General features: G+C 69.2%; 25 protein-coding genes. 9 read left to right on the forward strand and 16 right to left on the reverse strand.

The window, feature by feature from the left end; translation table 11 throughout:
- Window positions 1-89: 89 nt before the first annotated feature.
- From OCQ_RS26665 to OCQ_RS20420, 3 genes are all read left to right on the forward strand, one after another.
- Window positions 90-908, forward strand: a complete 819-nt coding sequence (locus OCQ_RS26665) for a helix-turn-helix transcriptional regulator (protein WP_232065621.1) — start codon at window positions 90-92, stop codon at window positions 906-908.
- A gap of 117 nt (window positions 909-1,025) precedes the next feature.
- Window positions 1,026-2,486 carry an FAD-binding oxidoreductase gene (locus OCQ_RS20415; RefSeq protein WP_014385669.1) on the forward strand — a complete coding sequence of 487 codons (1,461 nt, stop codon included), beginning with the start codon at window positions 1,026-1,028 and terminating at the stop codon, window positions 2,484-2,486.
- A 1-nt stretch (window position 2,487) separates the two neighbouring features.
- The gene (locus OCQ_RS20420; protein ID WP_014385670.1) at window positions 2,488-3,585 is read left to right on the forward strand and encodes a class I SAM-dependent methyltransferase; all 1,098 of its coding nucleotides are present in this window, start codon (window positions 2,488-2,490) and stop codon (window positions 3,583-3,585) included.
- 1 nt (window position 3,586) lies between these two features.
- Here OCQ_RS20420 and lpqB read toward each other — a convergent pair whose 3' ends face one another.
- The 10 genes from lpqB to OCQ_RS20470 all read right to left on the reverse strand — a co-directional run bounded on the left by lpqB (window position 3,587) and on the right by OCQ_RS20470 (window position 14,036).
- Window positions 3,587-5,341, reverse strand: coding sequence for an MtrAB system accessory lipoprotein LpqB (gene lpqB / locus OCQ_RS20425; RefSeq protein ID WP_014383182.1), 1,755 nt, complete (start codon window positions 5,339-5,341; stop codon window positions 3,587-3,589).
- Window positions 5,341-7,041 carry an MtrAB system histidine kinase MtrB gene (gene mtrB / locus OCQ_RS20430; protein ID WP_009957360.1) on the reverse strand — a complete coding sequence of 567 codons (1,701 nt, stop codon included), beginning with the start codon at window positions 7,039-7,041 and terminating at the stop codon, window positions 5,341-5,343. Before mtrB ends, lpqB begins: the two co-directional genes overlap by 1 nt.
- A gap of 13 nt (window positions 7,042-7,054) precedes the next feature.
- Window positions 7,055-7,741: a two-component system response regulator MtrA gene (gene mtrA, locus OCQ_RS20435; protein ID WP_007168097.1), complete on the reverse strand. Its 687-nt coding sequence runs from the start codon at window positions 7,739-7,741 to the stop codon at window positions 7,055-7,057.
- Window positions 7,742-7,821: 80 nt separating this feature from the next.
- On the reverse strand, window positions 7,822-8,454 hold the full coding sequence (locus OCQ_RS20440; RefSeq protein WP_014385672.1) for a dTMP kinase: 633 nt from the start codon (window positions 8,452-8,454) through the stop codon (window positions 7,822-7,824).
- A gap of 89 nt (window positions 8,455-8,543) precedes the next feature.
- The gene (gene ahcY, locus OCQ_RS20445) at window positions 8,544-10,016 is read right to left on the reverse strand and encodes an adenosylhomocysteinase (protein WP_014385673.1); all 1,473 of its coding nucleotides are present in this window, start codon (window positions 10,014-10,016) and stop codon (window positions 8,544-8,546) included.
- 120 nt (window positions 10,017-10,136) lie between these two features.
- On the reverse strand, window positions 10,137-10,733 hold the full coding sequence (gene alkX / locus OCQ_RS20450; RefSeq protein WP_009957362.1) for a TetR family transcriptional regulator AlkX: 597 nt from the start codon (window positions 10,731-10,733) through the stop codon (window positions 10,137-10,139).
- A gap of 77 nt (window positions 10,734-10,810) precedes the next feature.
- The gene (locus OCQ_RS20455) at window positions 10,811-10,996 is read right to left on the reverse strand and encodes a rubredoxin (RefSeq protein WP_014385674.1); all 186 of its coding nucleotides are present in this window, start codon (window positions 10,994-10,996) and stop codon (window positions 10,811-10,813) included.
- Window positions 10,993-11,172, reverse strand: a complete 180-nt coding sequence (locus OCQ_RS20460; protein ID WP_008259795.1) for a rubredoxin — start codon at window positions 11,170-11,172, stop codon at window positions 10,993-10,995. Before OCQ_RS20460 ends, OCQ_RS20455 begins: the two co-directional genes overlap by 4 nt.
- Window positions 11,169-12,416: an alkane 1-monooxygenase gene (locus tag OCQ_RS20465; RefSeq protein WP_008259796.1), complete on the reverse strand. Its 1,248-nt coding sequence runs from the start codon at window positions 12,414-12,416 to the stop codon at window positions 11,169-11,171. Before OCQ_RS20465 ends, OCQ_RS20460 begins: the two co-directional genes overlap by 4 nt.
- Window positions 12,417-12,518: 102 nt before the next feature.
- On the reverse strand, window positions 12,519-14,036 hold the full coding sequence (locus OCQ_RS20470; protein ID WP_014385676.1) for an APC family permease: 1,518 nt from the start codon (window positions 14,034-14,036) through the stop codon (window positions 12,519-12,521).
- Between the two features lie 99 nt (window positions 14,037-14,135).
- Here OCQ_RS20470 and OCQ_RS20475 point away from each other — a divergent pair, with 99 nt between their 5' ends.
- A complete protein-coding gene (locus OCQ_RS20475) occupies window positions 14,136-15,602 on the forward strand; it encodes an FAD-dependent oxidoreductase (RefSeq protein WP_231504902.1) in 1,467 nt (488 codons plus the stop codon).
- 3 nt (window positions 15,603-15,605) lie between these two features.
- Here OCQ_RS20475 and manA read toward each other — a convergent pair whose 3' ends face one another.
- From manA to OCQ_RS20495, 4 genes are all read right to left on the reverse strand, one after another.
- Window positions 15,606-16,832, reverse strand: coding sequence for a mannose-6-phosphate isomerase, class I (gene manA, locus OCQ_RS20480; protein ID WP_008259799.1), 1,227 nt, complete (start codon window positions 16,830-16,832; stop codon window positions 15,606-15,608).
- A gap of 8 nt (window positions 16,833-16,840) precedes the next feature.
- A complete protein-coding gene (locus OCQ_RS20485) occupies window positions 16,841-17,953 on the reverse strand; it encodes a hypothetical protein (protein ID WP_014383187.1) in 1,113 nt (370 codons plus the stop codon).
- On the reverse strand, window positions 17,950-19,347 hold the full coding sequence (locus OCQ_RS20490) for a phosphomannomutase/phosphoglucomutase (protein ID WP_014712268.1): 1,398 nt from the start codon (window positions 19,345-19,347) through the stop codon (window positions 17,950-17,952). Before OCQ_RS20490 ends, OCQ_RS20485 begins: the two co-directional genes overlap by 4 nt.
- 82 nt (window positions 19,348-19,429) lie before the next feature.
- Window positions 19,430-19,876, reverse strand: coding sequence for a DUF3499 domain-containing protein (locus OCQ_RS20495; protein ID WP_193375011.1), 447 nt, complete (start codon window positions 19,874-19,876; stop codon window positions 19,430-19,432).
- A 201-nt stretch (window positions 19,877-20,077) separates the two neighbouring features.
- Here OCQ_RS20495 and OCQ_RS20500 point away from each other — a divergent pair, with 201 nt between their 5' ends.
- A complete protein-coding gene (locus tag OCQ_RS20500; protein ID WP_009955382.1) occupies window positions 20,078-20,500 on the forward strand; it encodes a metallopeptidase family protein in 423 nt (140 codons plus the stop codon).
- A 16-nt stretch (window positions 20,501-20,516) separates the two neighbouring features.
- Here the strand turns inward: OCQ_RS20500 and OCQ_RS20505 are convergent, their stop codons facing one another.
- Window positions 20,517-20,855: a WhiB family transcriptional regulator gene (locus OCQ_RS20505; protein ID WP_014380966.1), complete on the reverse strand. Its 339-nt coding sequence runs from the start codon at window positions 20,853-20,855 to the stop codon at window positions 20,517-20,519.
- Between the two features lie 389 nt (window positions 20,856-21,244).
- Here OCQ_RS20505 and cofD point away from each other — a divergent pair, with 389 nt between their 5' ends.
- From cofD to OCQ_RS20525, 4 genes are read left to right on the forward strand one after another with little or no spacing between them, the layout of a single operon-like run.
- On the forward strand, window positions 21,245-22,246 hold the full coding sequence (gene cofD / locus OCQ_RS20510; protein ID WP_014385678.1) for a 2-phospho-L-lactate transferase: 1,002 nt from the start codon (window positions 21,245-21,247) through the stop codon (window positions 22,244-22,246).
- Window positions 22,243-23,595, forward strand: a complete 1,353-nt coding sequence (locus OCQ_RS20515; RefSeq protein ID WP_014385679.1) for a coenzyme F420-0:L-glutamate ligase — start codon at window positions 22,243-22,245, stop codon at window positions 23,593-23,595. The genes cofD and OCQ_RS20515 overlap by 4 nt, the downstream gene beginning before the upstream one ends.
- 28 nt (window positions 23,596-23,623) lie before the next feature.
- Entirely contained in the window at window positions 23,624-25,222 is a 1,599-nt protein-coding gene (locus OCQ_RS20520) for an Eco57I restriction-modification methylase domain-containing protein (protein ID WP_014385680.1), read from the forward strand.
- Complete coding sequence (locus OCQ_RS20525) at window positions 25,219-25,764, forward strand: NUDIX hydrolase (RefSeq protein WP_014385681.1); 546 nt, start codon at window positions 25,219-25,221, stop codon at window positions 25,762-25,764. Before OCQ_RS20520 ends, OCQ_RS20525 begins: the two co-directional genes overlap by 4 nt.
- 54 nt (window positions 25,765-25,818) lie before the next feature.
- Here OCQ_RS20525 and manB read toward each other — a convergent pair whose 3' ends face one another.
- Window positions 25,819-26,895, reverse strand: a complete 1,077-nt coding sequence (gene manB, locus OCQ_RS20530; RefSeq protein ID WP_008259820.1) for a mannose-1-phosphate guanylyltransferase — start codon at window positions 26,893-26,895, stop codon at window positions 25,819-25,821.

Here is a 26,895-nt window from a genome sequence, read left to right on the forward strand (position 1 = left end):
TCCCACCCCGCGAGTCAACTGAATGCGGGGCAGTCCCTTCGGATATTTCGATCGAACGCGGGCACCTTTGCAACTCGTATCGAGTGCTTGTGCCGCAGTCGGGCCACGCGGTGTCTGTGTATCGAGATTTAGCGGTAACAGCCGGGCTCGGCACAGCCGCTGTGTTAGCACCTGAGGGTCAGACCGCGGCGCACTGGGCGGCAGGCACCCGCCTGACAGCTGTGAGATTCGACCGTTGCATTGTCGATGATGCCCTTAGCGACGCATTGGGTCAGCAGATAGCGTCTCAAATCGACTTCGTGCCGGTCATGCCACTCAGCTCCGCGGTGACACAGAGCTGGGTGAGCATGCTAGTGCTGTTTACGAAACAGCTCTTCAGTCCCGACAACCTGATCAATCAACCACTGGTCGGAACGCCGTTCGTCGAGAGCTTGGTGCGCGGCTTCTTACTCGCCGCTAACCACCCCCACCGTGACGCTCTGACCGGAGACGCGAAATACATTGCGCCACAGGCTATCCGCACCGCAATCGAGATAATCGAAGAGGAAGCACATTTGCCCTTGACACTGTCTTCGATCGCCGCCCGTAGTCATGTCAGTGTTCGTTCGCTGCAGCAAGGTTTCCAACGCCATCTGGACACATCACCGATGGCATATCTACGTGAGGTTCGGCTGCGCAAAGCGCACCAGACCCTGCTGGAGTCGAACCCGTCGACGGTAACAGTGGCCTCGGTTGCCTACCGCTGGGGCTTCACCAACCTTGGCCGCTTCGCCAGCGCGCATGCCACGCGCTACGGCGAGGCGCCTTCGGCGACCTTGCGTACAGCATTTCGGCCCAGAGCGATAAATACGAGAACCGCCGCTTCAGTTGCGAGCGCGTCGACGGGTGCTGAGCAGGTTCGCATCTGACGTCTATCTTTGCCAGAGCCTGCTGCGCTATGTCGCGAGAGCGACACTGCGCGATCCGTCCACAGCGCCGCGCTATTCGGCTCGGCGATCGGCGGACACCCACCTACTGTCGGGATCGTGCTTACCGAGCCGTTGTCGATACCGGGAAGTGATCCTATTAACCACGCCAAGTTCGCTCCCACTCAGCACTTTTCGGACCGACAGATCGCCGCGTTGAACACTCGGTTGGTCGGCGATGCGGTGCACCCGCAGCACCCCGACTATCAAGGAGCCCGTCGAATTTGGAACTACATGATCGATCGCAACCCGGCGGTAGTGGTTCGGTGCGCCACCGAAGCGGATGTCGCCACGGCGATTGCATTCGCCCGTGACCACGCCATTCCGCTGACAGTCAAGGGCGGCGGGCATAGCGTCGCCGGCCATTCCATGATCGACGACGGGGCCGTGATCGATCTCAGTCCAATCAGGCGGGTAACCGTCGACCCGGACGCAGGCCTTGTGCGCGTCGGGGGCGGCTGCGTACTGGGCGATATGGACCGCGCTACAGCGCCTTTCGGCCTTGCTACACCCGCGGGCGTGATGTCCGAAACCGGTGTCGCGGGGCTGGCGCTGGGGGGCGGTATGGGTTGGCTGAGCCGGAAGTATGGCCTTACCTGCGACCATCTCCTGTCGGCGCGAGTAGTGCTGGCCGACGGACGCGTGGTGACCGCTCACCACGACGAGAATCCCGACCTTTACTGGGGTTTGCGGGGTGCGGGAGCCAACTTCGGCGTAGTGACGGAGTTCGAGTTCGCAACCCAGGTTGTGGGTAGAACGGTTCCGCTCGGCATCGCCCTCTACCGCCTCGGGCACGCCGCGGACGCGATCGCCCACCATGGACAAGTGGTGCGGCGCGCCGGTGATGACCTCAAGGTCATGGTGTATCTGCGGCGCGCAGCGGCGGAGCCCGGCGTACCCGACGAACTGGTCGGCGCGCCCGTATGCGCATTCGTGAGCGTGTGGACCGGAGATCCCGCCGAGGCGTCCGACGTCCACCACGAGTTGTGGGCCGGAGCACCGCGTGTGTCCGGCGCGATTCAAGAGCTGCCGTATCTCGAGCTGCAGTCATTGAACGACAGTGAACTCGGACCTGGTGCGTGTAACTACACGAAGGGCGGCTATGTCGGCGAAATCGACGGCTGCATCGAAAGTCTCGTCGAGTCAGCGACACGATTGCCCAACCAGCTCTCAGCTATAGAATTCGGTTACCAACACGGCGCCCAAGACCGCGTCGGTGAGGACGACACCGCCTTTGCCGACCGTCACGCCGATCACCTCATCAACGTGCTGGGCCGGTGGCAGCCCACCGACGATGCGCGGCGTCACATCGATTGGGTACGGGCGACGTTCGCTGAGACGACCCCATGGCAGACGGGTGGGTTGTACTCGAACTTCATGGCCGTCGACGATGACGACCGGGTGAAAGACGCTTACCGCGGCGGAAAGTACGAGCGGCTGGCAATAATCAAGGCCAAATACGATCCGGAAAATATATTTCGCAACAACCCAAATATCCTACCAGCCAAGGCAACTGGGTAACATGCGCCTCGGTTTGATTCCCGACACCCCGGAAGAATGGAAGGCGTTGGCCTCCGGACGAGTCCCGGTGCCGTTCTTGCAAATTCACTTCGCCTTCGGGCTGGCGCACGCGGTGATCACCGCAACAAGGCTCGGGGTATTCGAGTCATTGACGCCGCAGGCGGCAACGGCCAACGAAACTGCCAAGCGGTGCGGAATCGACCCGTCGGCAACGAAGAAGCTGCTGACGGCCCTGGCCGGGTCCGGCTACCTCTCGGTCCGCGCAGACCGGTATGCGTTGACACCAACGAGCCGTACCTGGCTGGCTGCGGGCAGTCCCCACTCGCTGGTGGACGCCGTGCTCTTCGCTTCCGAAGAATGGGAGCTGATGAGCCATATCGAAAACTACGTGCGCAGCGGGACGTCGATTGACATCCACGAACGCATGACCGACGACCAGTGGCGCCACTACCAGCGGTGCATGCGCGCACTGGCCGGCCAGACGGCAGAGGAAGTCACGCGCCACATTCCGGTGCCCTGCGGCGCCACCGCCATGATCGATGTCGGCGGCTCGCACGGACACTACTCGGTTGCCCTGTGCCGGCGTCATGCCCGCTTGCATGCGGTGGTGCTGGACCTGCCCGATGCCGTTAGGGCCGCGGCGCCGTTGCTGGCCGCCGAGCAGATGGGACCTCGCGTCACCCACCTCGAGGCCGACGCGCTGACCCACGATTTCGGCGTCGATGCCTACGACCTGGTGCTGCTGTCCAATCTCGCCCATCACTTCAATGAGTCCCAGAATGCCGATTTGTTCGGCCGGTTGGGACGAGCGCTGCGCCCCCGCGGGGTGTTCGCGGTGATCGAACCCATCCGGCCCGAGACGGGTGACGTCGTCGAACAATTGGCGGCCCTGAACGAGCTGTACTTCGGTATCACCAGCCGATCCGGCACCTGGACCGCCCGCGACATCGCCGACTGGCAACGCGGCGCGGGCCTACGACCGGCATCGGCGCCCATCATGCTGAGCGATGGTGACACCGGTTTGCAGATCGCAACGAGGCCTGATGGTGGCGACCCGCCGCGCCCGGCTTCGCCGCGCTCCCGATCGCCAAAGGTTTGACTCAGCCCGGCAGCACCGGCGCCGCGCCGGGAATCGTCAGCCCGGGCACATCCGACCAGCCCTGCTGACCGTCGGCGGACGGCGAATACTGCAGCACCCCTTCGGGTCCCGCGACGTAGGCCGTGGACGGGTTGGCCACCACGGTGGTCACCGGCATCTGCAGGCCGCGGGCCGGCGCGTCGGAGTTCACCCCGTCGATGTTCACGTACGAGACAGGATGGTTGGCGTCGGTGCGGGTCACCACGATGTCGTCGCCGGTGCGCCACGACAGCGACACCACCGAATTGCCCAACCCGAAGCCCAGCCGGCGTGGATACGTGAGCGCGTACTGGCCGGCCTGGGTCTGCTCGACGCTGGCGAGGATCACCTGCCCGCCGATCACCATCGCGGCCCGCGTGCTGTCGCGGGACAGCTGCAGGTCGGTGATCGGCCCCGGGAACCGGGTGGCCACCGCCACCGAATCCACCGGAATGCGCGCGGGTTGCCCCGACGCCGGCTCCTGGATCGCCCGGAGCACGTTGTTGCCGTCGACCACCACCCAGACCACGTCGTCCAGCGACCAGGTGGGGCGCGACAGGCTGTGCCCGTCGGCGGACTGCACCGCCTCCTGACCCAGATCACCGATCCACAAGGAGGCCGCCATGTCCGGGGCGCCGCGGTGCAGCGTCACCACGGACGCCACCTCCCGGCCGCTGCGCGACAACGCGGCACCGGTCTGATCCCCCATGCGACCGAACGCGCCCGGCACCATCGAGGTGTGCTGCCCGTCCAGCGACACCAGTGAGCCGTTCACCAGGGCGTGCAGCCCGGCGCCCGCGCCGTCGGCCACGCCGGGATCGGTGGCCGCGACATCGGAGGTGGTCCACCCGTCGCGGAATCGGTCGTCCAGCGGCGCGCCGTCGGCGTTGATCACGTACGGTCCCCGGATGTCGGCGCGGGCCAGCGTCCAAATGATCTGCGCCGCAACCAATTGCCTGCTGTGCGGGTCGGTGGTGGACAGCTTCTCCAGATCGACGCGCGCCCCGCCATACCCGCGCCCGATCCCGTTCTTGCCGCCGTCGGCCCGGGTCACCGGCCCGCGCAGCCGCAGCGGCGGGGCGAGCAGGTTGCGGACCGTGTGCGCCATCTCCGGCCGCGGCCCGGCGATCACCTTCGACACCAGCTCGGTCGCCAGCTGGTCGTGGTCGGGCACCGCGACATAGCGCGGATCGGGGACCACGGTCTTGCCGGTCGGGTCGGCGAAGTAAAGAGTATTGCGTTTGTAGGTCGCCTGGAACTGTTGCCAGTCCAGGAAAACCCCGTTCGGCAGGCGGTCGATGCGCCAGCCGCCGGAGGTCTTGACCAACTCGATCGGCCCGGGATCGGGCAGCACGCCCTCGGCGGTTTCGAACACCCCCATGTCGGACAGCGAGCCCAGGATGTCCGCCCGCATGGTTGCCGAAACACGTTCGGCCGCACGGGTTTCGACGAACACGACGTGGTCGATCAGCAGCGCGCTACCGGCGTCGTCCCACGAGTTGGACGCCGACTGAGTGAGGAACTGGCGGGCGGCCAGGTGCCGGTTCGCCGGATCGGCTGTGGCCTTGAGGAATTCGCGCAGCAGCACGTCGGGGTCCATGCCCGGGGTCGGCTTGGGCAGGTTCGACGGAGCCGGCCGCTCGACGGTGCCGATCGCCTGCGGCGCCGACGAACTGGGCACCCCGGCGCAACCCGCCAGCAGGACGGCCAGCATCAGCAGGCCCAGCAGGCGCCGCATCACAGGGTCCTCTCGGCGTGCTCACGCTGGCGCTGCGGACGTTCCTTGCGCTCGGACCCGGACTGCGGGGCGGATTGACCACCCGGCTGAGAAGGCTGCGGGATCGGTTTCATGGGCAGCGGGCTGGTGGTGACCTTATGGCCCCGGACCAACGGCAGCGTCAGCCGGAAGCACGAGCCGTCGCCCGGTTCGCCCCACGCCTCCAGCCGGCCCTGGTGCAGCCGCGCGTCCTCGATGCTGATCGCCAGGCCGAGCCCGGTGCCGCCGGACCGGCGCACCCGCGAGGGGTCCGCGCGCCAGAACCTGCTGAAGACCAGCTTCTCCTCGCCCGGGCGCAGCCCGACCCCATAGTCGCGGACGGTGACCGCGACCGTGTCCTCGTCGGCGCCCATCCGGATCTTGACCGGCTTGTGCTCGGCGTGGTCGATGGCGTTGGCGATCAGGTTGCGCAGGATCCGCTCCACCCGGCGGGTGTCGACCTCGGCGATCACCTCGTGCGTGGGCAAATCCACCTGCAGTTCGATGCCGGCGTCCTCGGCCAGATGCCCCACGTTGCTCAGCGCGCTGCGCACGGTGGTGCGCAGGTCGACCGCCTCGACGGACAGCTCGGCGACACCGGCGTCGTGCCGGGAGATCTCCAGCAGGTCGTTGAGCAGCGACTCGAACCGGTCCAGCTCGCTGACCATCAGCTCGGTGGAGCGCGCCAGCGTCGGGTCGAGGTCCGCGCTGTGGTCATAGATCAGGTCGGCGGCCATGCGCACCGTGGTCAGCGGGGTGCGCAGTTCGTGGCTCACGTCAGAAGTGAAGCGGCGCTGCAGGTTACCGAACTCCTCCAACTGGGTGATCTGTCGCGACAGGCTTTCGGCCATGTCGTTGAACGACATCGCCAGCCGCGCCATGTCGTCCTCGCCGCGCACCGGCATCCGTTCGGACAGGTGCCCCTCGGCGAACCGTTCGGCGATGCGCGACGCCGACCGCACCGGCACGACGACCTGGCGCGACACCAGCAACGCGATCCCGGCCAGCAGCACCAGCAGCACCGCGCCGCCGGTGATCATGGTGCCGCGCACCAGCTGGATGGTGGCCTGCTCGTTCTTCAGCGGGAAGATCAGGTACAGCTCCAGGTTGGCCACCTGCGAGGACGCCGGGGTGCCGACGATCAGCGCCGGGCCCGAGAACCCGTCGGTGTGCACGGTCGCGTACTGGTAGGACGCCTGCCCGGCCTTGACGAAGCCGCGCAAGGAATTGGGCACCTGGTCGACGGGGCCGGCCGTGGTGGCGGCGCGCGGTCCGTCGCCCGGCACCATCAGCACCGCGTCGAAGGCGCCGGCCATCCCCGCGCCGGAGGCCTGGTCGGTCTTGGATGTCAGCGTGTTGCGGGCCAGCTGCAGGCTGCTGTCCAGCGAGCGCGCCTCCTCGCCGTTCACGATCCCACCGACCGTGGTCCGCGCCCGCTCGATCTGTTCGATGGCGGCCTTGACCTTGACGTCGAGCACGCGGTTGGTGACCTGAGACGTCAACACGAAGCCGAGCGCCAGGATGACCGCCAGCGACAGCCCAAGCGTCAACGCGACGACCCGCAACTGCAGCGAGCGGCGCCAGGCGATGGCGACGGCCCGACTCACTGCGCCCATGCCGCGAGTCATGGGGCCGGAGCGCCCCCAGCGGCTCCGTGTGCGTCGCCGGGAGCCCCAGATCACGTGTTCCTACCGGTCACGGAGGTCCGGCCTTGTACCCAACTCCTCGAACGGTCAACACCACGGTCGGGTTCTCAGGGTCTTTCTCGACCTTGGCCCGCAGACGCTGGACGTGCACGTTCACCAGGCGGGTATCCGCCGGGTGACGATAGCCCCACACCTGTTCGAGCAGCACATCACGAGTAAACACCTGCCGCGGTTTGCGCGCCAACGCCACCAGCAAGTCGAACTCCAGCGGGGTCAGCGAGATCTGCTCGCCGTTGCGCGTGACCTTGTGCGCGGGCACGTCGATCTCGACGTCGGCGATGGAGAGCATCTCGGCGGGCTCGTCGTCGTTGCGCCGCAGCCGCGCCCGCACCCGGGCCACCAGCTCCTTGGGCTTGAACGGCTTCATGATGTAGTCGTCGGCGCCCGACTCGAGGCCAAGGACCACGTCGACGGTGTCGGTCTTGGCGGTCAGCATCACGATCGGCACGCCGGAATCGGCGCGCAACACCCGACACACGTCGATGCCGTTCATGCCGGGCAGCATCAGGTCCAACAACACCAGATCGGGGCGCAGTTCGCGCACCGCAGTCAGGGCCTGGGTGCCGTCACCGATGACCGCAGTGTCGAAACCCTCCCCACGAAGCACGATGGTGAGCATCTCGGCTAGCGAAGCGTCGTCATCGACGACCAAAATCCTTTGCCTCATGGAGTCCATGGTGTCACCAGATCGGGACAAAACTCGGGCGCCACACGGGCGTTTCTTCTCCGATACGGCCGAATCGTGACAAATCTGTGCTATCTGGCCATCAAACTGGCGGCCAAACCACCCGGATCGACGTCTTTGTCGACGACCCGCCACGGGCCACCCCAGCCCGTGGCCGCCAGCCCCGCGTAGACGTCGCCGGTGCGTTGCTGGAGCCCGTCGTCGCGTTCGTAGCTGTCGCGCGCCCGACCCGGATCGGATGCGGCGCGGCTGCGCGCACGCTGCCCGGCCAGTTCGGCCGGCACCGCCAGCAGCACCTGCCAGTCGGGCGCGGGCAGACCCAGGCGCTGGTATTCGAGGCCGTGCACCCACGCCACCGCGGGTCCGCCCGCGTCCTGATGCAGGCGGGCGGCGGTGTAGGCGGCGTTGGAGGCGACGTAACGGTCCATGATCACCACGTCGTTGTCGCGGCGCAGCCGCTCGAGCTGCTGGACCGCGGCGGCGCGGTCGAGCGCGAAGAGGGTCGCCATCGCGTAGACCGAGGACGCCAGGTCCCCGTGCTCGCCGTGCAGCGCCTCGGCCGCGATGTCGGCGGTCACCGATTGCCCGTACCGCGGGAAGGCCAGCGTGGCCACCGACCGCCCGGCCGCTTCGAAAGCGGACAGCAACCCTTCGGTTAACGTCCGCTTGCCGGCGCCGTCGACGCCTTCGATCGCGATCAGCACGGCGCGAGCCTAGTCCCTCGCCGAGTGCCCGGCTGGCCGGGCACTCGGTGCCGAACGCCCGGTTCGCCGGGCGTTCGGCCAAAGCCGGCTCAGTAGCGGTAGTGGTCGGCCTTGTAGGGGCCGTCGACGTCGACGCCGATGTACTCGGCCTGCTCCTTGGTCAGCTTGGTCAGCTTGCCACCGAGCGCCTCGACGTGGATGCGGGCCACCTTCTCGTCGAGGTGCTTGGGCAGCCGGTAGACCTCGTTGTCGTACTCGTCGTTCTTGGTCCACAGCTCGATCTGCGCGATGACCTGGTTGGAGAAGCTGTTGCTCATCACGAACGACGGGTGGCCGGTGGCGTTGCCCAGGTTCAGCAGCCGGCCCTCGGAGAGCACGATGATCGACTTGCCGGTGTCCGGGAAGGTCCACAGGTCGACCTGCGGGCGGATGTTCGTCTTGGTGGCGCCGGACTTCTCCAGCCGGGCGATCTGGATCTCGTTGTCGAAGTGGCCGATGTTGCCCAGGATGGCCTTGTCCTTCATCGCCTTCATGTGCTCGAGGGTGATGATGTCCTTGTTGCCGGTGGTCGTGATGATGATGTCGGCCTCGCCGATCACGTCCTCCACCCGCTTGACGTCGAAGCCCTCCATCAGCGCCTGCAGGGCGTTGATCGGGTCGATCTCGGTGACCGTCACCCGGGCGCCCTGGCCGGCCACCGACTCGGCCGAACCCTTACCGACGTCGCCGTAGCCGCAGATCAGCACCTTCTTGCCGCCGATCAGCACGTCGGTGCCGCGGTTGATGCCGTCGATCAGCGAGTGCCGGCAGCCGTACTTGTTGTCGAACTTGGATTTGGTGACCGAGTCGTTGACGTTGATCGCCGGGAACGCCAGGTCGCCGGCGGCGGCGAACTGGTAGAGCCGCAGCACGCCGGTGGTGGTCTCCTCCGAGACGCCCTTGATCGACGCGGCGATCTGGGTCCACTTGTCCTTGTCGGTCTCGAAGCGCTTGCGCAGCAGGTTGAGGAACACCCGGTGCTCGGTCGAGTCGTCCTCGTCGTCGGGCGGCACCACGCCGGCCTTCTCGTACTGCGCGCCGCGCAGCACCAGCATGGTGGCGTCACCGCCGTCGTCCAGGATCATGTTGGCCGGCTCGTCGGGCCAGGTCAGCACCTGCTCGGCCGCCCACCAGTACTCCTCGAGCGTCTCGCCCTTCCACGCGTACACCGGCACACCCTTGGGTTCTTCGGGGGTGCCGTGCGGGCCGACGACGACGGCCGCGGCGGCGTGGTCCTGGGTGGAGAAGATGTTGCAGGACGCCCACCGCACCTCGGCGCCCAGCGCGACGAGGGTCTCGATCAGCACCGCGGTCTGCACGGTCATGTGCAGCGAACCCGAGATGCGCGCGCCCTTGAGCGGCTGCACGTCGTGGTACTCGCGGCGCAGCGACATCAGACCGGGCATCTCCTGCTCGGAGAGCTCGATGTCCCGGCGACCGTAATCCGCCAACGACAAATCGGCGACCTTGAAGTCGATGCCGTTTCGAACGTCGGGGGTGAGTGCGTTTTCGGTCGTCGTCATGGCTTCTCTTCCTTTTTCCTGCCGTCTCGGGGCTCGCTCGGATCCAAGCGGTAATTAGCTTAGGTATGTTCTTGCGCCACTGTAGTCGTGCGCCCGCGCGCCGCACGGGCCAGGGAACGTTCAGGGAACCTTGACGACGCCGTGCCGCTCGGCGAACGGGGTCATCAGCCGCGCCAGGTCGGCGGCCACGTCGTGGTCGGCCTCGGGCGGCATCGACACATAGCTCAGCGCCAGCCGCACGATGGCGCGCGCCAGCACACCGGCATCCTCGTCGCTGGTGGCCACCCAGCTGTGCGTGAGCGCAGTGGTCAGCCGCTCGGAGGCCCGCGTGATGATGGGCGCGCTGCCGGTGGTGATGATCTGCAGCAGGTCCGGCTTGGCGACGCCGGTCAGCAGCGAGATCACCAGCGGATCGGCCGACAGCTCGGTGAACAGGTCGCGGAAGCCCTGCAGGAACGCCGCATAGATGTCGCCGACGTGGGCACCCAGCGCGGCGTTGACGGCGTCGACCAGGCGGTCGGCCAGGCGCAGGCCGTACCCCTGCGCCAGCCCCTGCCGCGAGCCGAACTCGTTGTAGATGGTCTGCCGGCTGATGCCCGCGGCGCGGGCCACGTCGGACAGGGTGATGGCCGACCAGTCCCGGGTCAGCAGCTCCTCGCGCATCGCGTCGAGCACCGAATCACGCAGCAGGGCGCGCGACGCCTCGGCGTACGGCATCCGCTTCACAGGCGCGACAATAGTGGCTCGCGAGCCGAAATCGGCTCTTTCGCTACTGGCGGTGGCGGCCGAACGAATCACGAACGGGCGACCTCCACCATCTCGAAGTCGGTTTTGGCCGCGCCGCAATCCGGGCAGCTCCAGTCCTCCGGGATGTCGGCCCACCGGGTTCCGGGCGCGATGCCGTCCTCCGGCCACCCCTTGGCCTCGTCGTACTCGAATCCGCATTGGACGCAGACGAAAAGCTTGTAGTCCTCGCTCATCGGTTCACTCCTATCGGGCTAGTTTCGAAATCGACCTTTTCGCGCACCGCGCAATCGGGGCAGCACCAGTCGTCGGGAATGTCGCTGAAGGGCGTGCCCGGCGGAAAGCCTTCCCGCGGAGCGCCTTTCGCCTCGTCGTAGATGTAGTCGCAGCCGGGGCAGCGGTAGGCGGTCATGCGCGGGCCTCCTGGGCCCCGTAGCGCGCGAGCAGCTTCTCGCGGAGCCGCGGCTGGATGTTGACCCGGGTGATGTCACCGTCGTAGTGCGCCAGCACCCGGTGGTCCATGACCTTGCGCCACAGGGGCGGGAAGTACGTGAGCGAGATCATCGACGCGTACCCGCTGGGCAGGTTGGGCGAGCCGTCCAGGCTGCGCAGCGTCTGGTAGCGCCGCGTCGGGTTGGCGTGGTGATCGCTGTGTCGCTGCAGGTGATACAGGAACAGGTTGGTCACCACGTGGTCGGAGTTCCAGCTGTGCGCGGGGGTGCACCGCTCGTAGCGGCCGCTCGAATTCTGTTGCCGCAGAAGGCCGTAGTGCTCGAGGTAGTTGACCGCCTCGAGCAGGCTGAAGCCGAAGACCGCCTGGACGATCACGAACGGGATCAGCGCCGGCCCGAAGACCGCGATCAGGATCCCCCACAGCACCACCGACATGGCCCAGGCGTTGAGCACGTCGTTGGACGGGTACGTGAGGGGGTTCCAGGGATTCTTGCCCAGCCGGCGAATCCGCTGGGCCTCCAGCCGCAGCGACGAGCGCAGGCTCCCGAAGACGCTGCGCGGCAAGAACTCCCAGAAGGTTTCCCCGAAGCGCGACGACGCGGGGTCCTCCGGGGTGGCGACCCGCACGTGGTGGCCGCGGTTGTGCTCGATGTAGAAGTGGCCGTAGCAGGTCTGCGCCAGCGTGATCTTGGACAGCCAGCGCTCCAGCGAATCCTTCTTGTGGCCCATCTCGTGGGCGGTGTTGATGCCGACGCCGCCCAGCACCCCGACCGACAGCGCCACGCCGAGCTTGCCCGCCCAGCCCAGCGGCCCGTCGAAGCCGAGCCAGCTCAGGTTCGACGCGGTGAACAGGTAGGCGCCGAAGACCACGCTGAGGTACTGGAACGGCAGGAACGCGTAGGTGCAGTAGCGGTAGTACCTGTCGTTCTCGAGGCGCTCCATCACCTCGTCGGGCGGGTTCTGCCCGTCGGGCCCGAAGCGCAGGTCCAGGATCGGCAGCAGGACGTAGAGCAGGATCGGCCCGATCCACAGCGGCGCCTGCGCGGCGGCGTGCCAGCCGAGCCGGTTGAGCGCCCAGACGAGCGGCAGCATCACGAACAACGCCGTCGGCGCGATCAGCCCCATCAGCCAGAGTCGGCGCTTCTTGTCCCGCCACGCGGGCGCGCCGGCTGCCTGTTCTACCTGCGGTTCGAGTGTGGTCATCTGCCCAACCTCCTTGTGAGTCACACCACGTTGAGATTGGACAATACCGGCGTTTGCGTCTCCTGTCTAGACAAACACCATGATTTTGTAAACCAACAGCCGCTACGGCACCGGGCTGTTCGGGTCCGCCTCGAGCGAGTCGCTGGGCTCGGGCGCAGCCGCCTCACGCTCGCCCTGCACCGAATGCCGGTAGCCGTAGCCGACGTAGATCGCCGTGCCGACCACCAGCCAGACCCCGAACCGGACCCAGGTGAGCGCGGTGAGGTTGAGCATCAGCCACACGCAGGCCGCGATCGAGGCGATCGGAAGCAGCGGCACCCACGGCGCCTTGAAGCCGCGCTCTAAGTCCGGCCGGGTCCGGCGCAGCACGATCACGCCGGCGGAGACCAGGACGAACGCGAACAGCGTGCCCACGTTGACCATCTCCTCGAGCTTGGTGATGGGGAACACCGACGCGGTCACGGCCACCACCAGGGCGACCAGCACGGTGATCCGCACCGGGGTGCCCCGCGAACCGGTCTTGGCCAGCGAGCGCGGCAACAGCCCGTCGCGCGCCATCGCGAACAGCACCCGGCACTGGCCGAGCATCAGCACCATCACCACGGTGGTCAGTCCCGCGAGCGCGCCGATCGAGATGATCTTGCTGGCCCAGTGAATGCCGTTCGCGGTGAAGGCGGTCGCCAGGTTGGCCTGCCCGCGGCCCGGGACCGTCTTGAGCTGCGTGTAGGACACCATGCCCGACAGCACGACCGCGACCGCGACGTAGAGCAGGGTCACGATGCCCAGCGACGCCAGGATCCCGCGGGGGACGTCGCGCTGCGGATGCTTGGTCTCCTCGGCCATGGTGGCCACGATGTCGAATCCGATGAACGCGAAGAAGACGATGGACGCCCCCGCCAACACGCCGTACCAGCCGTAGTGGCTGCTGTGCGCCCCCGTCAGCAACGACAAGACCGATTGGTCGATGCCCTTGGCCTCGCTGCTGGCCTCCGGTTTGGGAACGAACGGCGAATAGTTGGCGCGCTTGATGTAGAAGACCCCGACCACCACGACGAACAGCACGACCGACACCTTGATGCCGGTGACCACCGCGGAGAACCTCGACGACAGCTTGGTGCCCAACGCGATCAGCGTCGCCACCCCCGCGACGATCACCAGCGCGCCCCAGTCGACCTGGGCCGATCCGAATTCGGCTGTGCCACCGGCGAACCCGAACACGGTGCCCAGGTAGCTCGACCAGCCCTTGGCCACCACGGCGGCGCCGATCGCCAATTCCAGCAGCAGGTTCCAGCCGATGATCCAGGCCAAGAACTCACCGAAGGTCGCATACGAGAACGTATAGGCGCTACCGGCCACCGGCAGCGTCGAGGCGAACTCGGCGTAACACAGCGCCGCGAGCGCGCAGGTGCCCGCCGCGATCACGAACGACAGCCAGATGGACGGCCCGGTGATGTCGCCGGTCGTCGACGCGGTGACCGTGAAGATGCCGGCGCCGATCACCACCGCGACGCCGAAGACGACCAGGTCCCACATGGTCAGGTCCTTGCGCAACTTGGTGTCCGGCTCGTCGGTGTCGGCGATCGACTGTTCCACCGACTTCGTGCGCCACCGATTGGCCATGCAACCGCCCTTTCCCAACGCTGGGAGCCATTGGTCCGACACAGTACTGGGTACTCCCCCCAGATGCCGGACAGCAAAGCAGACGCGCGGGACCACGCGCTGGTCATCGGGGGGAGCATCGCCGGGCTGTGCGCCGCGCGGGTGCTGTCGGACGCGTATTCGCGGGTCACCGTCTACGAGCGCGACGAGTTGCCGGCCTTCCCGGCGAACCGGGCGACGGTCCCCCAGGACCGGCACCTGCACATGTTGATGGCGCGCGGCGCGATCGAATTCGAGAACCTCTTTCCCGGCCTGCTCGACGACATGGTGGCCGCGGGCGTGCCGAAGCTGAAGAACCGGCCCGACTGCATCCACCTCGGCGCGGCGGGCCACGTCCTGGGCACGGGGCAAACCCTGCGCGACGAATTCACCGCCTACGTGCCGAGCCGGCCGCACCTGGAATGGCAGTTGCGCAAACGGGTTCACGACCTCGACAACGTCACCATCGTGCGGCGCTCGGTGGCCGAACCGCGGTTCGACCCCGCGCGACAACGGGTGACCGGTGCGCTGGTGGATCCGGCCGATCCCGACGGCGGGGAGCCGGAATTCGTCGGCGCGGACCTCGTCGTCGACGCGGCGGGGCGGGGTACCCGGCTGCCGGTGTGGTTGGCGCAGTGGGGTTTTGCGCGCCCCGTCGAACAGGCCGTCGACATCGGCATCAACTACGCCACCCAGCAGTTCCGCATTCCCGACGGGCTGATCGCAGAGAAGGTCGTCGTCGCCGGCGCCTCCCACGACCAGTCCCTGGGGCTGGGCATGCTGTGCTACGAGGACGGCACCTGGGTCCTGACCACGTTCGGCGTGGCCGACGTCAAACCGCCGAGAACGTTTCCCGAAATGCTGGGTCTGGCCGGGCAGCTGCTTCCGGGCCGCTTCAGCGTGGCGCTGGCACAGGCCGAGCCGCTAGGCGATCCGGCCTTCCACGCGTTCCCGGCCAGCCGGTGGCGCCGCTACGACAAACTGGAGCGCTTCCCCGGCGGCATCATCGCCTTCGGCGACGCGGTGGCCAGCTTCAATCCCACCTTCGGCCAGGGCATGACGATGACCTCCCTGCAGGCCGGCCATCTGCGCCGCGCGCTGCAAGGCCCCGACGATCAACTCGCCGCGACGCTGCACCGCGCCACCGCCAGGAGCACCTTCCCGGTGTGGATGATGAACGCCATCGGCGACATCACCTTCCACCACGCCGGCACGAAGGGGCCGATTCCCTGGTGGTGGCGGCCCTCCGGCGCGCTGTTCGACCAATTCCTCGGCGCCGCCGAAACCGAACCCGTTCTGGCGGAATGGTTTTTGCGCCGGTTCTCCCTGCTGGACAGCCTCTACATGGTGCCGCCGCCGCGGATCATCGGCCGCGCCATCGCGCACAACGCGCGCCTGTGGTTAGGCGAGCGTCGTCAGGCGGTCAGGCAGCGGCGCGTGGCGACCGCAAACGCGGCCGCGGCGACCGCAAGCGCGGCGGAGCCGGGCGAAGCGGGTCGCCGCGCTCGGCACCAGCCGGGCGCTGCGGGTCGCCACCATCAGTCCTAGCCGCTACAGCCCTACCGTCGCCCTGAACAACTTGCTCGGCTCGTGCGCGACCAGCCGGATCGGGGCGTCGTCGGCCGCCACCCACGCGGCCATCCCCCGCTTGAGCGTCAGCGAGCCGGACTTGCCGTGCACCGTCGTGGAACCCTGGATGCACAACAGGATCTGCGGGCCGTCGTGGCTGCACGTCGCATCCACCTCGTGGCCGACGTACTCGTCTTCGAGGTCCAGCAGCGCGACGGCGAACTCGTCGGTCGGCGTCTCATAGATCAGCCCGAAGCCCTCGCGGCGGATGTGCGGCCGCAACTGTTCCTCGGTGGTGGGCGCGAAGTCCAGGACCCGCAGCAGCTCGGGCACGTCGACGTGCTTGGGGGTCAGCCCACCCCGTAACACGTTGTCGGAGTTGGCCATCACCTCCACCGCGAAACCCCGCAGGTAGGTGTGCAGGTTGCCGGCCGACACGAAGATGGCCTCACCCGGGCCCAGGCTGACGCGGTTGAGCAGCAACGCCGCCAGCACGCCGGCGTCGCCGGGATAGCGCTCGCCGAGCTCGAGCACCGTCTTGGCCTCGGCCGCGAATTCGGTTGCCCCCGAACTGAGGTACGCGATCGCGCCGTCCAGCACGGCGGGCACCAGCACGTCGATGTCGGGCTGCGGGGCGGTGATCCACGTGGTGAACAGCGCGCGCAGGCCGTCGGCGTCGGACTGGTCGTTCAGCAGATCGATGAAGGGGTCGAGGTCGGAGACCGCCAGGGCCCGCAGCAGCTCGACGGTGCGCGACACCTGGCGGAAGCCCGCGAGCGCCTCGAACGGGTGCAGCGCCACCAGCAGCTCCGGCTTGTGCGAGGTGTCCCGATAGTTGCGCACCGGCGAGGTCAGCGGGATGCCGACCCGCTCCTCGCGCAGGTAGCCCTCGGCCGCCTGCGCGGCGCTCGGGTGCGCCTGCAGCGACAGCGGCTCGTCGGCGGCCAGCACCTTGACGAGGAACGGCAGCACGTCCCCGAAGCGGGCCCGCGACCCGGGGCCGAGCTGGCCCTCGGGGTCGGCGTCGAGCGCCTCGAGCAACGTGATCTCACCGTTGTCGGTTTCCAGCCAGGCCGGGTCGCCCGGGTGGGCGCCGAACCAGAGCTCGGCCTCCGGATGCGCCGCCGGCACCGGACGTTCGGTGAACTCGGCGATCGCGGTACGCGAACCCCACGCGTACGTTCTCAAGGCCCCGCGAAGCAGTTCCACTGTTCTATTTATCCCCGCACCAGTCGCATGTAAACCGCGGCCATCTCCAGCCGGACGGCTAATACTGCCAGCTGCTGCTCGACGCGACCGGGACCCCCCAGCGCAGGCGAAACACCGGAGCCGGCCGAGCCGCCGGGACCGTCGGGCACATCCTCGGCGGCGAGCAGGTACACGTCGTCGAGCCCGGCCGTCCGGGCGGCCACCACGGTCTGCTCGGCCGCCAGGATGATCGCCAGCACCCGCAGCCGCGGCGGCAGCGGCCCGTCGATCTCCTCGTCGTGGAACAGGGCGGCGTCCGGATCGGCGATGGCGCCCCCGAAACCGGACGAGGCCGCGGCGCGCAGGGCGACCACCGCGTCCGCCAGCCCGGTGGCCGGGGTGACCTGGTTCGCGATCCGCAGCAGCACCGAGCTGCCGTGCCGGGCCAGGGCCAGCGTCGCGGCGCCGTCGCCGGCCAGCGCGATCTGGCGGTCGGCGATGCGCGCGGCCAGCAGCTTCGCCGGATTGGTGAACAGCTCGCGGGCGGCGCTGTTGCGCAGCGCCTCGGCGTCGAGCTCGTCGGCGAGCAACGCCAGGTCCACGCTGGGCCGTGGGTCGACGGCGTGCACCACCGCGAGCCCGGCGGCCAGATACCGGCACAGCCCGAATTCGTCGGGAACCCCCAGCCGGGGCGCCAGCAGCGCCGCGTGCCCGGCCGTGGCGTCGCGCAACGGACCCTCGTAGGGCGCGGCCACCACGACCCGCGCGCCACGGCGCACCCCGGTCGCGGCGGCGGCGACCAGCGCGGGGTCGCCGGGGTCGTCGCCCGCGACGATCAGCACGTCGAGCGGCCCCACCCACGGGGGCGCCTCGCCGGCCAGCGTGAACGGCTGGGACGCCACCGAATTCAACGTCGCGGCCAGGATCGCCCCGGCGGTCTCGGCGGTGCCGCGGCCCGACACCCAGATCACGCTGCGCGGACGGTCCTCGGCGCTCAGCGGGTCCAGCGCGCCCTCCTCGACCGCGGTGGCGATCGCACGCACCTGCGCGCCGGCCGACGACGCCGCCCGCAGCAGGCCGTCGCGGTCGGCGGTCAGCAGGCCGTCGGTGTCTTCGAGATCGATTGCCTGGGTGGCGTTCACGGGGCGGCCCCCGCGCGCGGGGTCTGCGCGGCGATTTCGGCGCTGATCTGGGCGACCACGGCGCCGACGTCCTCGGCGGTGCGGCCCTCCACGTTGAGCCGCAGCAGCGGCTCGGTGTTCGAGCTGCGCAGGTTGAACCAGTTGCCGTCGCCCAGGTCGACCGTCACGCCGTCCACGTGATCGAGGGAGTGGATGCGGGTGCCGAACGATCTCAGCACCGCCTCGGTGCACTGCGCGGCGTCGGCCACGGTGAAGTTGATCTCGCCGGACGATTCGTAGCGCTGGTAGTCCGCGGTCAGCTCGGACAGCGGGCGGTCCTGCTCGCCGAGCGCGGCCAGCACGTACAGCGCGGCCAGCATCCCGGAGTCGGCGCCCCAGAAGTCGCGGAAGTAGTAGTGGGCCGAATGTTCGCCGCCGAAGATCGCGCCGGTGTCGGCCATCAGCGCCTTGATATAGGAGTGGCCCACCCGCGAGCGCAGCGGTGTGCCGCCGCGCTCGCTGACCAGTTCGGGCACCGCGCGCGAGGTGATCACGTTGTGGATGATCGTCGCGCCGATCTCGCGGCCCAGCTCGCGCGCGGCCACCAGGCTGGTCACCGTCGACGGCGACACGGGGTTGCCGCGTTCGTCGACCACGAAGCAGCGGTCGGCGTCCCCGTCGAAGGCCAGCCCGATGTCGGCGCCGGTCTCGCGCACGAACGTCTGCAGGTCCACCAGGTTGGCGGGCTCGAGCGGGTTGGCCTCGTGATTGGGGAAGGAGCCGTCGAGCTCGAAGTACAACGGCAACAACGTGATCGAGGCGATCGGGCCGAGCACCGCGGGGGTGGTCAGGCCGGCCATGCCGTTGCCGGCGTCGACGGCCACGCGCAGCGGGCGCAGCCCCGAGGTGTCCACCAGGGACCGCAGGTACTGCCCGTAGTCGGCCAGCACGTCGCGGTCGGAGACGGTGCCGGGTGGGCCGTCGTAACCCTGCACGCCGGCGATGACGTCGTCGGCGATGACGCGCAATCCGCTCTCGGCGCCGACCGGTTTGGCCCCCGCCCGGCAGAGCTTGATTCCGTTGTAGGCGGCGGGGTTATGGCTCGCGGTGAACATCGCGCCGGGGCAGTCCAGCAACCCGGAGGCGAAGTAGAGCTGATCGGTCGAGGCCAGACCGACGCGCACCACGTCGAGGCCCTGGCCGGTGACGCCGGCGGCGAAGGCCGCGGCCAGGGTGGGCGAACTGTCGCGCATGTCGTGGCCGATCACGACTTGGCGGGCGCCCTCGGCGCGCATCAGTCTGGCGAAGGCTGCGCCCAAATCGGTGACCAGCGGCTGGTCGAGCTCTTCGCCGACTAGACCACGCACGTCGTACGCCTTGACGACACGGTGGACAGTCGCGGCGGGCCGAGACATGCGGGACTCCTGACGACGTGAACTCTTGGCCGTCAGCCTATCGGGCCGAAGAGAACACGAGCCGCGGTGCGGGCGGATTCGCCTAGTCGCTGGGATCGGGCAACACACGCAGGTGCCCGCGGCGCCTTCCGGACCGATGCTCCGGCGGGGCGAGCACGCTGCTGCTGGGCGCGGTGGCCTGGGTGCCGCCGTGATGGAGGTGCGGGTCGGCGAAGCCGTTCACGGGCGTTGGGGCGCCGCCGTACGGCGCGCCGCGATCCCCCGAACCTCCTTCGCGGACGGCGTCGGCCAGGGCGACCAGGTCGTCCTCGTCGGGGTGGGTGGGCAGGGGGCCGGCATGGCGCACCAGCTCCCATCCGCGGGGGGCGGTGATGCGGCCGGCGTGGTTGACGCACAGATCCCAGGAGTGCGGTTCCCGAGCGGTCGCCAGCGGGCCGACGACTGCCGTCGAGTCCGAATAGACGAACGTTAGGGTCGCCACGGCGTAGTGCGGGCACCCGGGCCGGCAACAGCGACGGGGAACGTTCACGCTCGAAAGGCTATCGTGCGCAAACGCCGCCGAAGCGCCGGACACGCGCAACCGGACGGCCGCCGATGTCCAACCGTTACCATCGGCCCAATGAGTGAATCCCGCGGCGATTCGCGCAGCTCCCCGCAAAGAGATCGGTTTTCGGACGGATCGGCTCCGCGCCGGCCCGCCGGCCATCGACGGTTCCGCCGGGGTCGCGAGATGCGCGGGGCGCTGCTGCCCCCCAGCGTGCCGGGGTGGCGCAGCCGCGCCGAGCGGTTCGACATGGCGGTGCTGGAGGCCTACGAGCCCATCGAGCGGAGCTGGCACGACCGGCTGGCCGACCTCGACGTGGCGGTCGATGAGATTCCGCGGATCGCGGCCAAGGATCCCGACAGCGTGCAGTGGCCGGCCGAGGTGATCGCCGACGGGCCGATCCCCCTGGCCCGGTTGATCCCGGCCGGTGTCGACATCCGCGGCAACTCCACGCGGGCGCGAATTGTCCTGTTCCGCAAGCCAATTGAGCGACGGGCGAAGGACACCATCGAACTCGGCGACTTGCTGCACGAAATCCTGGTGGCCCAGGTCGCCATCTATCTCGACGTTGAGCCATCGGTCATCGATCCGACGATCGACGACGAATAACGACGGTGCGCGGCTTTTAGATGATGCCGCGCTTGAGGCGGCGGCGCTCGCGTTCGGAGAGACCGCCCCAGATCCCGAAGCGCTCATCATGCTCGAGGGCGTACTCGAGGCACTCGTGGCGCACCTCGCAACCCAGGCAGATCTTCTTGGCCTCGCGGGTGGAACCACCCTTTTCCGGGAAGAAGGCCTCGGGGTCGGTCTGGGCGCACAGCGCCCGGTCCTGCCACTGGTCGGCGACGGGCGCCGGCAACGGCTCGGGCTCGAATGCGCCTGGCGCATCAGGAACCACGGTCAAATGCGGCCGGGCGGGTCGGGCCGGCGCCGAGTCGATCGGGGTGTGCGGCGTGCTCGCCATTGCGCCTCGAAAAGTTTCGTAAGACATACGGTCGTCCGCCTCCTCAGCTTGATTGAGAAAGAGTGATTGATTTCCCACTGTTCTGATGTACAGACAATTCGAACAAGTGATCGAATCTCGGTCTGCGACACCGGAGTCGGCCGGCCAACCGGGAAATGACACTGATGTGATTAGACACGGGTTGATCTGCCGGGTCAAGCACTTCGGCGCATTTCCATACCATCTCGTGATCGAATTTCGGCGTTTCTGTTGCTTTGGGCCGTCGGCGTGTTGATCACATAGCTCACAACTTCCCCACAAGTCGTGGGGAGCCCCGACTTTGAGGCAGGCCCGACGGGCCCACCACCGCACGCTCGTCGGGCAGTACTGTCGTGCTGTGTGAGGCTCAAGTGAAGGTCACCGTCCTGGTCGGTGGGGTTGGCGGCGCCCGCTTCCTGCTGGGGATTCAACAGTTGTTCGGGCTGGGTCAGTTTCACACGCAAGGGCGCCCAGACACGAAAGCCGGCAGTCACGAGCTGACGGCGATCGTCAACGTTGGCGATGACGCCTGGATCCACGGACTGCGAGTCTGCCCCGATTTGGACACCTGCATGTACACCTTAGGTGGAGGTGTCGACCCGGAGCGAGGGTGGGGGCACCGCGACGAAACCTGGCACGCCAAAGAGGAATTGGCGCGCTACGGGGTGCAGCCGGACTGGTTCGGACTCGGCGACCGCGACCTGGGCACCCACCTGGTGCGCACCCAGATGCTCAACGCCGGCTACCCGCTGTCGCAGATCACCACGGCGCTGTGCGACCGCTGGCAACCGGGCGCGCGGCTGCTGCCCGTCACCGACGACCGCTGCGAGACGCACGTGGTGATAACCGATCCCGACGACGGCGGCCGGCGGGCCATCCACTTCCAGGAATGGTGGGTGCGCTACCGCGCCCAGGTGCCCACCCACAGCTTCGCGTTCGTCGGCGCCGAAAAGGCAGCGGCCACAACCGAAGCCACAGCGGCCATCGCCGAGGCGGACGTCATCCTGCTGGCCCCGTCGAATCCGGTGGTGAGCGTCGGCGCCATCCTGGCGGTCCCCGGCGTTCGCGGCGCGCTGCGGGCGGCGAAGGCCCCGGTCGTCGGCTACTCGCCGATCATCGGTGGAAAGCCGTTGCGCGGCATGGCCGATGCCTGCCTGTCGGTGATCGGCGTCGAGTCCACCGCCGAGGCCGTCGGCCGCCACTACGGCGCGCGTCGGGGCACCGGCATCCTGGATGGCTGGCTGGTGAGTGAAGGCGACGGCGCCGACATCGAGGGCGTCGCGGTGCGCTCGGTGCCGCTGGTGATGACCGACCCCGAGGCGACCGCCGAGATGGTCCGCGCCGGGCTGGAGCTGGCGGGGGTGGCGTTTTGACCCCCTCCCCCGGCGAGCACGGCACCGCCGCCGCGATCGAGATCCTGCCCGTCGCCGGGCTGCCCGAATTCCGGCCGGGCGACGATCTGGGCGCGGCCGTCGCCGCGGCCGCGCCGTGGCTGCGCGACGGCGACGTCGTGGTGGTCACCAGCAAGGCGGTGTCCAAATGCGAGGGCCGGCTGGTGCCGGCGCCCCGCGACCCGGAGGAGCGCGATCGGCTGCGGCGCAAGCTGGTCGACGACGAGGCCGTTCGGGTGCTGGCCCGCAAGGGCAAGACCTTGATCACCGAGAGCCGGATCGGGCTGGTGCAGGCCGCCGCGGGCGTGGACGGCTCCAACGTCGGGCGCGACGAGTTGGCCCTGCTGCCCGTCGACCCGGACGGCAGCGCCGCCACGCTGCGCGCCGCGCTGCGCGAGCGGCTCGGCGTCGAGGTCGCCGTCGTCATCACCGACACCATGGGCCGCGCCTGGCGCAACGGCCAGACCGACGCGGCGGTGGGCGCCGCGGGACTGGCTGTGCTGCACGGCTATTCGGGGGCGCTCGACCAGCACGGCAACGAGTTGCTGGTCACCGAGGTCGCGATCGCCGACGAGATCGCCGCGGCCGCCGACCTGGTCAAGGGCAAACTGACCGCGATGCCGGTGGCGGTGGTGCGCGGCCTGTCCGTGACCGACGACGGCTCGACGGCACGGGACTTGTTGCGGCCCGGCACCGAAGACCTGTTCTGGCTCGGCACGGCCGAGGCGATCGACATGGGCCGCCGCGAGGCGCAGCTGCTGCGCCGATCGGTGCGCCGGTTCAGCGCCGAGCCGGTCCCGGCCGATCTGGTGGAGGCGGCCGTCGCCGAGGCCCTCACCGCGCCGGCCCCCCACCACACCCGCCCGGTGCGGTTCGTCTGGCTGCAGCACCCGGGCACCCGGGCCCGGCTGCTGGACCGCATGAAGGACAAGTGGCGCAGCGACCTCGCCGGCGACGGCAGGCCCGCCGAGGCCATCGAGCGCCGGGTGGCGCGCGGCCAGATCCTCTACGACGCGCCCGAAGTCGTCATCCCGATCCTGGTTCCCGACGGCGCCCACTCCTATCCGGACGCCGCCCGCACCGACGCCGAGCACACCATGTTCACCGTGGCCGTCGGGGCGGCCGTGCAGGCCCTGCTGGTCGCGCTGGCGGTGCGCGGGCTGGGCAGCTGCTGGATCGGGTCGACGATCTTCGCCGCCGACCTGGTGCGCGCCGAGCTCGACCTGCCCGCCGACTGGGAGCCGTTGGGCGCCATCGCCATCGGCTACGCCGCCGAGCCCGCCGGCCCGCGCGACGCCGCGGATCCCGGGGACCTGCTGATCCGCAAGTGAGCCGTCGTTTTTCCGAGATACTAAGCCCATGAACTTCGCGGGCAAGGCGGCGGCCTCGGCCGACAAAGTCCGCGGCGGCTACTACACCCCGGCGCCGGTGGCGCGCTTTTTGGCCCGCTGGGTTCGCGAGGCCGGCCCCAAGATCGTCGAACCCTCCTGCGGTGACGGCGCGATCCTGCGCGAGCTGGCCGCGCTCAGCGACCGCGCCCAAGGCGTCGAGCTGATCGCGCGCGAGGCGGCCAAGGCCCGCCGGTTCGCGCCCGTCGACACCGACAGCCTGTTCACCTGGATGGCCCGCGCCGCCGAAGCCGGCGCCGGCGGCTGGGACGGGGTCGCCGGCAATCCGCCCTACATCCGGTTCGGCAACTGGGCGTCGCAGCACCGCGACCCGGCCCTGGAGCTGATGCGCCGCGCGGGGCTGCGCCCGACCAGGCTGACCAACGCGTGGGTGCCGTTCGTCGTGGCCGCCGCACTGCTGGTGCGCGACGGCGGGCGGGTGGGCCTGGTGCTGCCGGCCGAGCTGCTGCAGGTCTCCTACGCCGCGCCGCTGCGCGACTTTCTGGTGAGCCGATTCCGCGACATCACGCTGCTGACCTTCCAGCGCCTGGTGTTCGACGGCATCCTGCAAGAGGTCGTGCTGTTCTGCGGCATAAGGGACACGGTCGGGTCCGGCCCCGCCCGCATCCGGACCGTGCACCTGCCAAACGCCGACGCGCTGGCGCGGGCGGACCTCGAGGCCGGCTGGGCGCCCGCGCTGCTGCACGAAAACGAGAAGTGGACCAAGTACTTTCTGGACCCCGCCGCGATCCGGCTGCTGCGCGCGCTCAAGGGCTCCGGCGCCCTGCTCCCGCTCGGGTCCGTCGCCGAGGTCGACGTCGGCATCGTGACCGGGCGCAACGCGTTCTTCACCCTGACCGACGCCCAGGCGGCGGAGCTGGGTTTGCGGCCGCACTGCGTCCCGCTGGTCTCGCGCAGCGCCCAGTTGTCCGGGCTGGTCTACGACACCGATTGCCGGGCAAGCGATCTCGCGGCCGGGCACCGCGGCTGGCTGCTCAACGCGCCACGCGAGCCGGCCGATCCCGCGTTGATCGCCCACATCCTCGCCGGGGAAGCCGCCGGCGTGCACCGCGGCTACAAGTGCTCGATCCGCACGCCCTGGTGGCGGACGCCGTCGCTGTGGGCGCCGGATCTGTTCCTGCTGCGCCAGATTCACCGGGCGCCGCGGCTGACCGTCAACGGCGTGGGCGCGGTGAGTACCGACACCGTGCATCGGGTGCGCCTGTCCGGTGAGGACCCCGCCGACCCAGCGGCGCTGGCCGCGGTGTTCCACAACAGCGTGACGTTCGCCTTCGCCGAGATCATGGGCCGCAGCTACGGCGGGGGCGTGCTGGAGCTCGAACCCCGCGAGGCCGAGCAGCTGCCCATCCCCGCGCCGGCACACGCCGATCCCGACCTCGCCGTCGATGTGGACCTGCTGTTGAAGGCGGGCGAGATCGACAAGGCGCTCGACCTCGTCGACCGTCGCGTGCTGATCGACGGGCTGGGACTGCCGGCCGAGGCGGTGGCGGACTGCCGCCGGGCGTGGGCATCGCTGGCCGATCGCAGGAAACGGCGGCGCACCCGGTGAGCCTGCGGGAGTCGGTGATCGCGACCCTGTCCGGCTGGGAACCCCCCGACGCGGGCCAGGATTCGTTGCGGCACGCCGTCTTGGCGTTCGTCGCGGCCCGCGACGACGCGTGCCGCCGCGAGTGTGTGCCGGGGCATGTCACCGCCTCGGCGCTGGTGCTCGATGACGCCGGCGACCGGGTGCTGCTGACGTTGCACCGCCGCCTGGGCCGGTGGGTGCAGCTGGGCGGCCATTGCGACGACGACGACGCCGACATCGTCGCCGCGGCGTTGCGCGAGGCCACCGAGGAGTCCGGGGTCGACGGGCTGCGGATCGAGCCCGAATTGGCGGCCGTGCACGTGCACCCGGTGGTGTGCTCGCTGGGCGTGCCGACCCGGCATCTGGATTTGCAGTTCGTGGCGCACGCGCCGGCCGGCGCGCGGATCGCGATCAGCGACGAGTCGGAGGACCTGCGCTGGTGGCCCGCCGACGAGTTGCCGGAGGGCACCGATCACGCGCTGGCGTACCTGGTGTCGCGGGCGCTCGGTCGAGCGCCCGGCTAGCCGCACATTCGCAGCCGAGTGCCCGGCTAGCCGGGCACTCGTCGGGAACGGCCTTCAGACGTCGGACGAGTAGCGGATCCCGCCGTCGGGAATCGAGACACCGGGCCACACCCGGGCGCCGCGCAGCAGTTCGCACCGCGCGCCGATGTCGGCGCCGTCGCCGATCACCCCGTCGCGGATCAGCGCCCGCGGGCCGATGCGCGCGCCGAACCCGATGATCGAGCGCTCGATGACGCTGCCCGCCTCGACCTTGGCCCCGTCGAAGACCACCGCGCCGTCCAGCCGGACGCCGGGCCCGATCTCGGCGCCGCGCCCCACCACGGTCCCGCCGATCAGCACCGCGCCCGGCGACACCGCCGCGCCGTCGTGCACCAGCTGCTCGCCGCGGTGGCCATGCAGGGCGGGAGACGGCGCGATGCCGCGCACCAGATCCGCCGATCCCCGGACGAAGTCTTCCGGGGTGCCCATGTCGCGCCAGTAGCTGGCGTCGACGTAGCCGCAGACCTTGACGCCGGGATCGGAAAGCAGCGCGGGGAACACCTCGCGCTCCACCGAAACCTCACGGCCGCGCGGGATCCGGTCGATCACGCGGCGCGAGAACACGTAGCAGCCGGCGTTGATCTGGTCGGTCGGCGGATCCTGCGTCTTCTCCAGGAAGGCGGTGACCCGGCCGTCCTCGGTGCTCACGCAGCCGAAGGCCCGCGGGTCGCCCACCCGCACCAGGTGCAGGGTGACGTCGGATTCCTGGGCGCGGTGGAAGTCGAGCATCTGGCCCAAATCGGCGCCGGAGAGCACGTCGCCGTTGAACACCATGGCGGTGTCGTGCCGCAGGTGGCCGGCGACATTGGCGATGCCGCCGCCGGTGCCCAGCGGGCTCTCCTCGGTGACGTATTCGATCTGCAGGCCCAGCTTTGAGCCGTCACCGAACTCCGCCTCGAAGACGCCGGCCCGATACGACGTGCTCAAGATGACGTGCTCGATGCCCGCCGCGGCGACCCGCGACAGCAGATGGGTGAGGAACGGCAGTCCGGCCGTGGGCAGCATGGGCTTGGGCGCCGACAGCGTCAGCGGCCGCAGCCGGGTGCCCTTGCCGCCGACCAGGATCACGACGTCGACTTGCGGAGTTCCCAC

The sequence above is a fragment of the Mycobacterium paraintracellulare genome (assembly GCF_000276825.1).
Lineage (GTDB): Bacteria > Actinomycetota > Actinomycetes > Mycobacteriales > Mycobacteriaceae > Mycobacterium > Mycobacterium intracellulare.

Excerpts from the sequence above, each read along its gene's own strand:
- OCQ_RS20420 (WP_014385670.1), top strand. The coding sequence starts at position 2,488 with ATGCGCCTCGGTTTGATTCCCGACACCCCGGAAGAATGGAAGGCGTTG.
- lpqB (WP_014383182.1), bottom strand. The coding sequence starts at position 5,341 with ATGCGGCGCCTGCTGGGCCTGCTGATGCTGGCCGTCCTGCTGGCGGGT.
- mtrA (WP_007168097.1), bottom strand. The coding sequence starts at position 7,741 with ATGGACTCCATGAGGCAAAGGATTTTGGTCGTCGATGACGACGCTTCG.
- ahcY (WP_014385673.1), bottom strand. The coding sequence starts at position 10,016 with ATGACGACGACCGAAAACGCACTCACCCCCGACGTTCGAAACGGCATC.
- alkX (WP_009957362.1), bottom strand. The coding sequence starts at position 10,733 with ATGCCGTACGCCGAGGCGTCGCGCGCCCTGCTGCGTGATTCGGTGCTC.
- OCQ_RS20455 (WP_014385674.1), bottom strand. The coding sequence starts at position 10,996 with ATGAGCGAGGACTACAAGCTTTTCGTCTGCGTCCAATGCGGATTCGAG.
- OCQ_RS20460 (WP_008259795.1), bottom strand. The coding sequence starts at position 11,172 with ATGACCGCCTACCGCTGCCCCGGCTGCGACTACATCTACGACGAGGCG.
- OCQ_RS20465 (WP_008259796.1), bottom strand. The coding sequence starts at position 12,416 with ATGACCACACTCGAACCGCAGGTAGAACAGGCAGCCGGCGCGCCCGCG.
- OCQ_RS20470 (WP_014385676.1), bottom strand. The coding sequence starts at position 14,036 with ATGGCCAATCGGTGGCGCACGAAGTCGGTGGAACAGTCGATCGCCGAC.
- OCQ_RS20490 (WP_014712268.1), bottom strand. The coding sequence starts at position 19,347 with ATGTCTCGGCCCGCCGCGACTGTCCACCGTGTCGTCAAGGCGTACGAC.
- OCQ_RS20500 (WP_009955382.1), top strand. The coding sequence starts at position 20,078 with ATGCGCGGGGCGCTGCTGCCCCCCAGCGTGCCGGGGTGGCGCAGCCGC.
- OCQ_RS20505 (WP_014380966.1), bottom strand. The coding sequence starts at position 20,855 with ATGGCGAGCACGCCGCACACCCCGATCGACTCGGCGCCGGCCCGACCC.
- OCQ_RS20520 (WP_014385680.1), top strand. The coding sequence starts at position 23,624 with ATGAACTTCGCGGGCAAGGCGGCGGCCTCGGCCGACAAAGTCCGCGGC.